Below are 6,107 nucleotides of genomic sequence, written 5' to 3'. Positions count from 1 at the left end.
GGTATCAACTTCTGGCGTTGATTTTTGGCACGCTGTTGAGTTCTCAAGGAACGGACGCTTCCTTTGTACTCACCCTCGCGGGCTTTCCTCCGGGCCTTCGTTCTTTCTTCGCTTCCGAGTCTATCAGATCCTTTCGGGCCCTGATTTCCTCGGTGCTTTCCAGGTTCTGCGCTTTCGCGCTTTCCCTTTCCGGCGGTTCCGACTCTATCAGAAGTTTTCCACCGGATTTCCCGGCTTCGACGATCCGAATGAAGAGTCGAGTGCACCCCACATGGAATTCGATTCGCCGAGGGGTGGGTGTCGCCGAACCTGTCCGGTTCGAGGCAACCGTTTGACTCTACATCCGGCCCCCAGGGGTGTCAAAACGAGGTGGGGGCCTCATGGATCCGCCTCAACAGCGCCATCAGCACGCCTTGCTCATCGGCCGTCAGCGGCGCCAGGAGCCGCTCGTTCGCCGTCTCCGCGAGGGTCGCGCAGCGGGCCAGGACCGCCTCTCCTTCCGGGGTGACCGTCACCGCGTTCTTGCGGCGGTCGGACGGGTCGGGGGTCCGCAGCACCAGGCCCTCCCCCTGGAGGTGGTTGAGGATCCCGACCATGTCCTTCGGGTCCACCGCGAGCCGCCGGCCCAGGTCCGCCTGCGCGACGGGGCCGTACTCGGCCGTGGCGGCCAGCACCGCGTGCTGCATCAGCTTCAGGCCCTCCCCCGCGATCGCGTCGGCGACCAGACCCCGCCCGCGCGCCGCGACCCGGCCCACGAGCCAGCTGGGCAGGGACTGGATGTGCGCGAGGGCCGACGGCGAAGGAGGGGGCGTGGGCTGCGGTGTGACCATGCGGCCACCCTACCTACGAATCGTTGGACTTCCCAACGTTCTTCTGTTTATCGTTGGGCTACCCAATGAATACGGATCGGGGGAGGTCCTGTGCTGCGCATCCGCCATGAGGTCAACGGTGGGCCCGAAGTCCTTTTCGCCGAAGAGGTCGACCGCCCGGAGGCGGGGCCCGGCGAACTGCTCGTCCGCGCCGAGGCCATCGGCGTCACCCTGCCCACCGTCCGCAAGGTCCGCGAGGGCAGCGGGCCCGTCCCGTTCGGCGGGGAGATCGCCGGGACCGTCGTCTCCACCGGCGCCGGCGTCACCTGCTTCGCCGTCGGGGACCGCGTCACGGGGCTGTGCTTCGCGGACGCCTATGCCGAGTACGCCGTCCTCGACGCCGCGTTCGCCACCGCCGTGCCGGACGACGCCACCGCCGTGGACGCGGTCGCCCTCGTCCGCAGCGGGCTCGTGGCGCGCGGGGCGTTCGAAGCCGGGCGCGTACGCCCCGGCGAGTCGGTGCTCGTCACGGCGGCGGCCGGCGCGGTCGGCACCCTCGCCCTCCAGCTCGCCAGGGCCGGAGGAGCCGGACGGGTCGTCGCGGCGGTCGGCAGCGCCGAGAAGGCCGGGTTCGTCCGCGCCCTGGGCGCCGACGAGGTCGTGCTGTACGAGGACGCCGACTGGGGCGCCCCGTACGACGTCATCCTCGACGGCGTCGGCGGCGAGCTGCTCGGCCCGGCCGTGCGCGCCCTGGCGATGGGCGGCCGACTGGTGGCCTTCAGCTCCGGCGGCGGCACGGTGGAGGCGTACGAGCTCCTGGTGCGCGGCGCTTCGATGATCGGCTTCCAGATGCGGGCCATCGCCCTCGGCCGCCCCGACCTGTACGCCCGCTGGCAGCGCGAGCTCTGGGAGCAGCGCGCGGCCGGCACCCTGCGCACCACGGTCCACGAGGAGATCCCCCTCGCCGAGGCGGCCCGCGCCCACGCGGTCATCGAGGACCGCCGCAACTGCGGCAAGGTGGTCCTGATCCCCTAGGCCGTGTGGTCAGCCGGCCGTCGGGATGCCGAGTTCGGTGAGCAGGGCGCGGACGCGCTGTTCGATCTGGTCGCGGATGGGGCGGACGGCGGCGACGCCCTGGCCCGCGGGGTCCTCGAGGGTCCAGTCGAGGTAGCGCTTGCCGGGGAAGTACGGGCAGGCGTCCCCGCAGCCCATGGTGATCACGACGTCCGAAGCCTGGACGGCCTCCACCGTGAGCACCTTGGGGGTCTCGGCGGAGATGTCGATGCCGGCCTCCCGCATGGCCTCGACCACAGCGGGGTTCACGGTGTCGGCCGGGGCGGAGCCGGCGGAGCGGACCTCCACCCGGCCGCGGCCGAGGTGGGTGAGGAAGGCGGCGCCCATCTGCGAACGGCCCGCGTTGTGGACGCAGACGAACAGCACCGACGGACGGGACGGGGACGAGGTCACGGCAGGGGCTCCCAGGGGTTCAGCGGGCGGCGGGGACGGCGGCGATGGGCACGGCCTCTCCGGCGGTCCGCCGGGCGGACGGGCCGAAGACGAGGTGGAGCAGCCCCAGGCCGGCTGCGGCGCCGAGGGCCTGGGCGGCGACGAACCCGGGGGCGGAGGCGGGGGCGATCCCGGCGAAGGAGTCGGTGAAGGCCCGCCCGAGGGTGACCGCGGGGTTCGCGAAGGAGGTGGAGGAGGTGAACCAGTACGCCGCCCCGATGAACGCGGCCACCACGGCCGGGGCGAGGTTCGCCCGGCCGGCCCGGTCCAGGCCGAAGGCGACCAGCAGCAGTCCGGCCGTCGCGACCACCTCGCCCAGCCACAGGTGGGGAGCGGACCGGTCGTGGGCGGACAGGGCGAGCACGGGCCGGCCGAAGACGGCGTTGGCGAGCAGCGAGCCGGCGACGGCGCCGCCGACCTGGGCGGGTACGTACGCGGCGACGTCCCGCAGGGAGGGCCCGTCGCCGGAGCGGCGGCCGGTGAGGTGGGCGGCGAGGGTGACGACGGGGTTGAAGTGGGCGCCGGAGACCGGCCCGAGGACCGCGATGAGCACGCCGAGCCCGAACACGGTCGCCAGGCAGTTGGCCAGCAGCTGGATGCCGACGTCGTGCGACAGGTCCGTGGCCTGGATGCCGGAGCCGACCACGACGGCCACCAGCAGTGCGGTGCCGACCGCCTCCGCCGCGACGCGGCGCCCGAGCGGCGCCGGGCCCGCGCTCATGCCTGCGCTCCGGCGTTCCGCGGGGCCTTCAGGACGGCGGCGAGCCGGTCCAGGGCGGCGGGCAGGGCCCAGTAGTAGACCCAGGTCCCGCGGCGTTCGCAGTCGACCAGGCCGGCCTGCCGCAGCAGCTTGAGGTGGTGGGAGATCGTCGGCTGGGAGAGCTCGAAGGCGGGGGTCAGCTCGCACACGCAGACCTCGCCCCCGTCCCGGGAGGCGATCATCGACAGCAGCCGCAGCCGGACCGGGTCGCCCAGCGCCTTGAACACCTTGGCCAGGTCGGCTGCCTGGTTCTCGTCCAGCGGGGCGGCCGCGATCTGGCCGCAACAGCCGTCCGCGTCCTGCCCGAGGACCACGAGCTCTTGTTTCGACATACCTCTATGTTGACGTTCTTCGATCCAAGGCGCAATGTTGGCGGTGAGAGCTGTATCGAGGAATATCAATGCAAGAGGTAGCCGGGTCCGGCGGCGAACCGGAACCAGAGCCCCGTCCGTTGGGAGTCATCGTCATGAGCGACCAGTCCACCGATCTGCGCGAGACCGTCCGGGCCCGCTACGCGGCCTCCGCACTCCAGGTCAGCGAGGGCGGCACCGCCTGTTGCGGGCCCACGCCGGTCGAGATCGACGAGAACTTCGGCTCCGCCCTCTACGCCGCCGACGACCGCGCCGCACTGCCCGCCAAAGCCGTCGCCGCCTCCCTCGGCTGCGGCAACCCGACCGCCGTCGCCGACCTGGCCGAGGGCGAACGCGTCCTGGACCTGGGCTCCGGCGGCGGGATCGACGTCCTCCTGTCCGCCCGCCGGGTCGGTCCGACCGGCAAGGCGTACGGCCTGGACATGACCGAGGAGATGCTCGCCCTCGCCCTGGCCAACGCGGCGAAGGCCGGCGCGCGGAACGTGGAGTTCCTCAAGGGCACCATCGAGGCCGTCCCGCTCCCGGCCGCCACGATCGACGTGGTGATCTCCAACTGCGTGATCAACCTGTCCACCGACAAGGCCGCCGTGTTCGCCGAGACCTTCCGCGTCCTGCGGCCCGGCGGCCGGATCGGCGTCTCGGACGTCGTCGCCGACGACACCCTCACTCCCGAGCAGCGGGCCGAGCGCGGCGACCACGTCGGCTGCATCGCCGGCGCCCTCTCCTTCGCCGAATACCGGGAAGGGCTGGAGACAGCCGGGTTCACGGACATCTCGATCACTCCGACCCACGCCGTCGCCGACGGCATGCACTCCGCCATCGTCCGGGCCGTCAAGCCCGCTGCCCCGTCCGTCAGTTGTTGACGTAGGTCAGGCTCGTCGCGTCGTAGCGGGCGCCCGCGACGCCTCCGCTGGGGGCCGCGGCCTCGATGGCGGCCAGGTCCTCGGGCGTCAGCTCGACGGACAGGGCCGCGAGGTTCTCCTCGAGGTACTTCTGCCGCCGGGTGCCGGGGATCGGGACGACGTCCTCGCCGCGGTGCTGCACCCAGGCCAGGGCGAGCTGGCCGGCGGTGATGCCCTTGGCGGCGGCCAGCTCCTCCAGCTTGGCGACGATCGCCAGGTTCCGGTCGAGGTTGCCGTCGGCGAACCTCGGCTGCGTGCGCCGGATGTCGGTCTCCGCCAGGCCCTCGACCGACTGGTAGCGGCCGGTGAGGAAACCCCGGCCGAGCGGGGAGAACGGGACGAGCCCGATGCCGAGTTCACGGCAGACGGGGGCGGCCGCGGTCTCCAGGTCCCGGGTCCAGAGGGACCACTCGCTCTGCAGGGCCGCGATCGGGTGCACCGCGTGCGCCCGGCGGATCGTTTCCGCGCCGGCCTCGGAGAGCCCGAGGTGGCGGACCTTGCCGGCCTGGACCAGCTCGGCCATGGCGCCGACGGTCTCCTCGATCGGCACCTGCGGGTCGACCCGGTGCTGGTAGTAGAGGTCGATGTGGTCGACCCCCAGACGCCGCAGCGAGGCCTCGCACGCCTGGCGTACGTAGGCGGCGTCGCCGCGGATCACGGTGGGCTCGCCCAGCTGGTTGGCGAAGCCGAACTTCGTCGCGATGACCGCCTCGTCACGCCGTCCGGCGACGGCCCGCCCGATGAGCTCCTCGTTGTGCCCGACGCCGTAGAAGTCGGCGGTGTCCAGGAGGGTCACGCCGAGGTCGAGGGCCCGGTTGATGGTCGCGATCGACTGCGCGTCGTCCGATTCCCCGTAGCCGTGGCTCATTCCCATACAGCCCAACCCCTGGGCGGACACCGCGAGTTCGCCCAAGTACCGGATGTCTGTGTCGATCATTCTGGTGCCTCCCGAGCTGGAAAACCGTCTGACCACGACGCTAGGTCTTGGAGTGCACTCCATGTCAAACGATCAACTGGGAGCCATGTCAGATCCCGCAGTCGACGTCCGTCACGCCGCCCGAGAGGATCGGGTCGGTTTCGGTGCCGTGGACGCTGAGCGTGCCGTGACCCTCGCGCTCGTTCCAGTGGAGCTCGTACGTTCCCGCGGTGATCGGCCGGTGGCCGTCGTCCGCCATCCAGGAGCCCGACGGCCGCCAGCCGATGCGGCTCGGGCCGACCGCGTACACGTCGCCGCTGCCCAGCACCAGGAACGAGGTCTCCCGGACGACGGCGGTGCAGCCGTTCGGGCCCGTGGGGTGCAGGACGTAGTACTTCGCACCCAGCTCGTCGAGCGCGCCGGCCGCGCAGCTCAACCCCGCCGCGGTGATCGCGACTCCCCGTACGAGGCCCATCGCAAGGGAACGGCGCGGAGCCCCCGGACGGAACCGCACGGCACGGACGCCCACGAGGACGCCCGCGGCACACAACAGGGCGACGCACAGCGCCCAGCCGGGCACGACGCTCCCCGAGACCAGGAGGAGCATGTCGCTCCACCCCACGGCCGCGGCGAGCAACAGGAGCACCGTGGCGGCGATGTCGTAAACGGCCGCCCTGCGTATCCGTACCCGATCGTCCCGGGTCCCCACATCGCTGGTCATACACGCACACTACGGCCGGCCGCCGGTCTGCCCGTAAACGCAGAAAAGCCCCGCACCATGACTGGTGCGGGGCTTTCCCACAATGATTGTTCGGCGGCGTCCTACTCTCCCACAGGGTCCCC

General features: G+C 71.7%; 9 protein-coding genes. 3 read left to right on the top strand and 6 right to left on the bottom strand.

The features are described from left to right. A partial coding sequence (locus ACFY0O_RS37580; RefSeq protein WP_388955588.1) for a hypothetical protein occupies positions 1-335 on the top strand: 335 nt, incomplete at its 5' end. 24 nt (positions 336-359) lie between these two features. On the opposite strand, the gene ACFY0O_RS37575 is transcribed toward ACFY0O_RS37580, so the two are convergent. Continuing rightward, positions 360-830, bottom strand: a complete 471-nt coding sequence (locus ACFY0O_RS37575) for a MarR family winged helix-turn-helix transcriptional regulator (RefSeq protein ID WP_388955585.1) — start codon at positions 828-830, stop codon at positions 360-362. Between the two features lie 90 nt (positions 831-920). On the opposite strand from ACFY0O_RS37575, the gene ACFY0O_RS37570 reads away from it, so the two are divergent. Beyond that, positions 921-1,844: a zinc-binding alcohol dehydrogenase family protein gene (locus ACFY0O_RS37570; protein ID WP_388955583.1), complete on the top strand. Its 924-nt coding sequence runs from the start codon at positions 921-923 to the stop codon at positions 1,842-1,844. 9 nt (positions 1,845-1,853) lie between these two features. Here ACFY0O_RS37570 and ACFY0O_RS37565 read toward each other — a convergent pair whose 3' ends face one another. From ACFY0O_RS37565 to ACFY0O_RS37555, 3 genes are read right to left on the bottom strand one after another with little or no spacing between them, the layout of a single operon-like run. Next, entirely contained in the window at positions 1,854-2,276 is a 423-nt protein-coding gene (locus ACFY0O_RS37565; RefSeq protein ID WP_388955581.1) for an arsenate reductase ArsC, read from the bottom strand. Between the two features lie 19 nt (positions 2,277-2,295). After that, a complete protein-coding gene (locus ACFY0O_RS37560) occupies positions 2,296-3,036 on the bottom strand; it encodes an aquaporin (RefSeq protein WP_388955579.1) in 741 nt (246 codons plus the stop codon). Beyond that, positions 3,033-3,407 carry an ArsR/SmtB family transcription factor gene (locus tag ACFY0O_RS37555; protein ID WP_388955576.1) on the bottom strand — a complete coding sequence of 125 codons (375 nt, stop codon included), beginning with the start codon at positions 3,405-3,407 and terminating at the stop codon, positions 3,033-3,035. Before ACFY0O_RS37555 ends, ACFY0O_RS37560 begins: the two co-directional genes overlap by 4 nt. 134 nt (positions 3,408-3,541) lie before the next feature. Between ACFY0O_RS37555 and arsM the strand changes: the two genes are divergently transcribed. After that, on the top strand, positions 3,542-4,309 hold the full coding sequence (arsM, locus tag ACFY0O_RS37550; protein WP_388955573.1) for an arsenite methyltransferase: 768 nt from the start codon (positions 3,542-3,544) through the stop codon (positions 4,307-4,309). Here arsM and ACFY0O_RS37545 read toward each other — a convergent pair. Beyond that, positions 4,299-5,285: an aldo/keto reductase gene (locus ACFY0O_RS37545; protein WP_388955570.1), complete on the bottom strand. Its 987-nt coding sequence runs from the start codon at positions 5,283-5,285 to the stop codon at positions 4,299-4,301. The genes arsM and ACFY0O_RS37545 overlap by 11 nt on opposite strands. Before the next feature lie 88 nt (positions 5,286-5,373). Then, entirely contained in the window at positions 5,374-5,985 is a 612-nt protein-coding gene (locus ACFY0O_RS37540) for a hypothetical protein (RefSeq protein ID WP_388955568.1), read from the bottom strand. Positions 5,986-6,107: the final 122 nt, after the last annotated feature.

Origin of the sequence: Streptomyces sp. NPDC001594 (genome assembly GCF_042893675.1) — a bacterium.
Classification (GTDB): domain Bacteria; phylum Actinomycetota; class Actinomycetes; order Streptomycetales; family Streptomycetaceae; genus Streptomyces.
The sequence above is the reverse complement of the archived record's forward strand: the minus strand, read 5'-3'. Positions and strand labels throughout refer to the sequence as shown.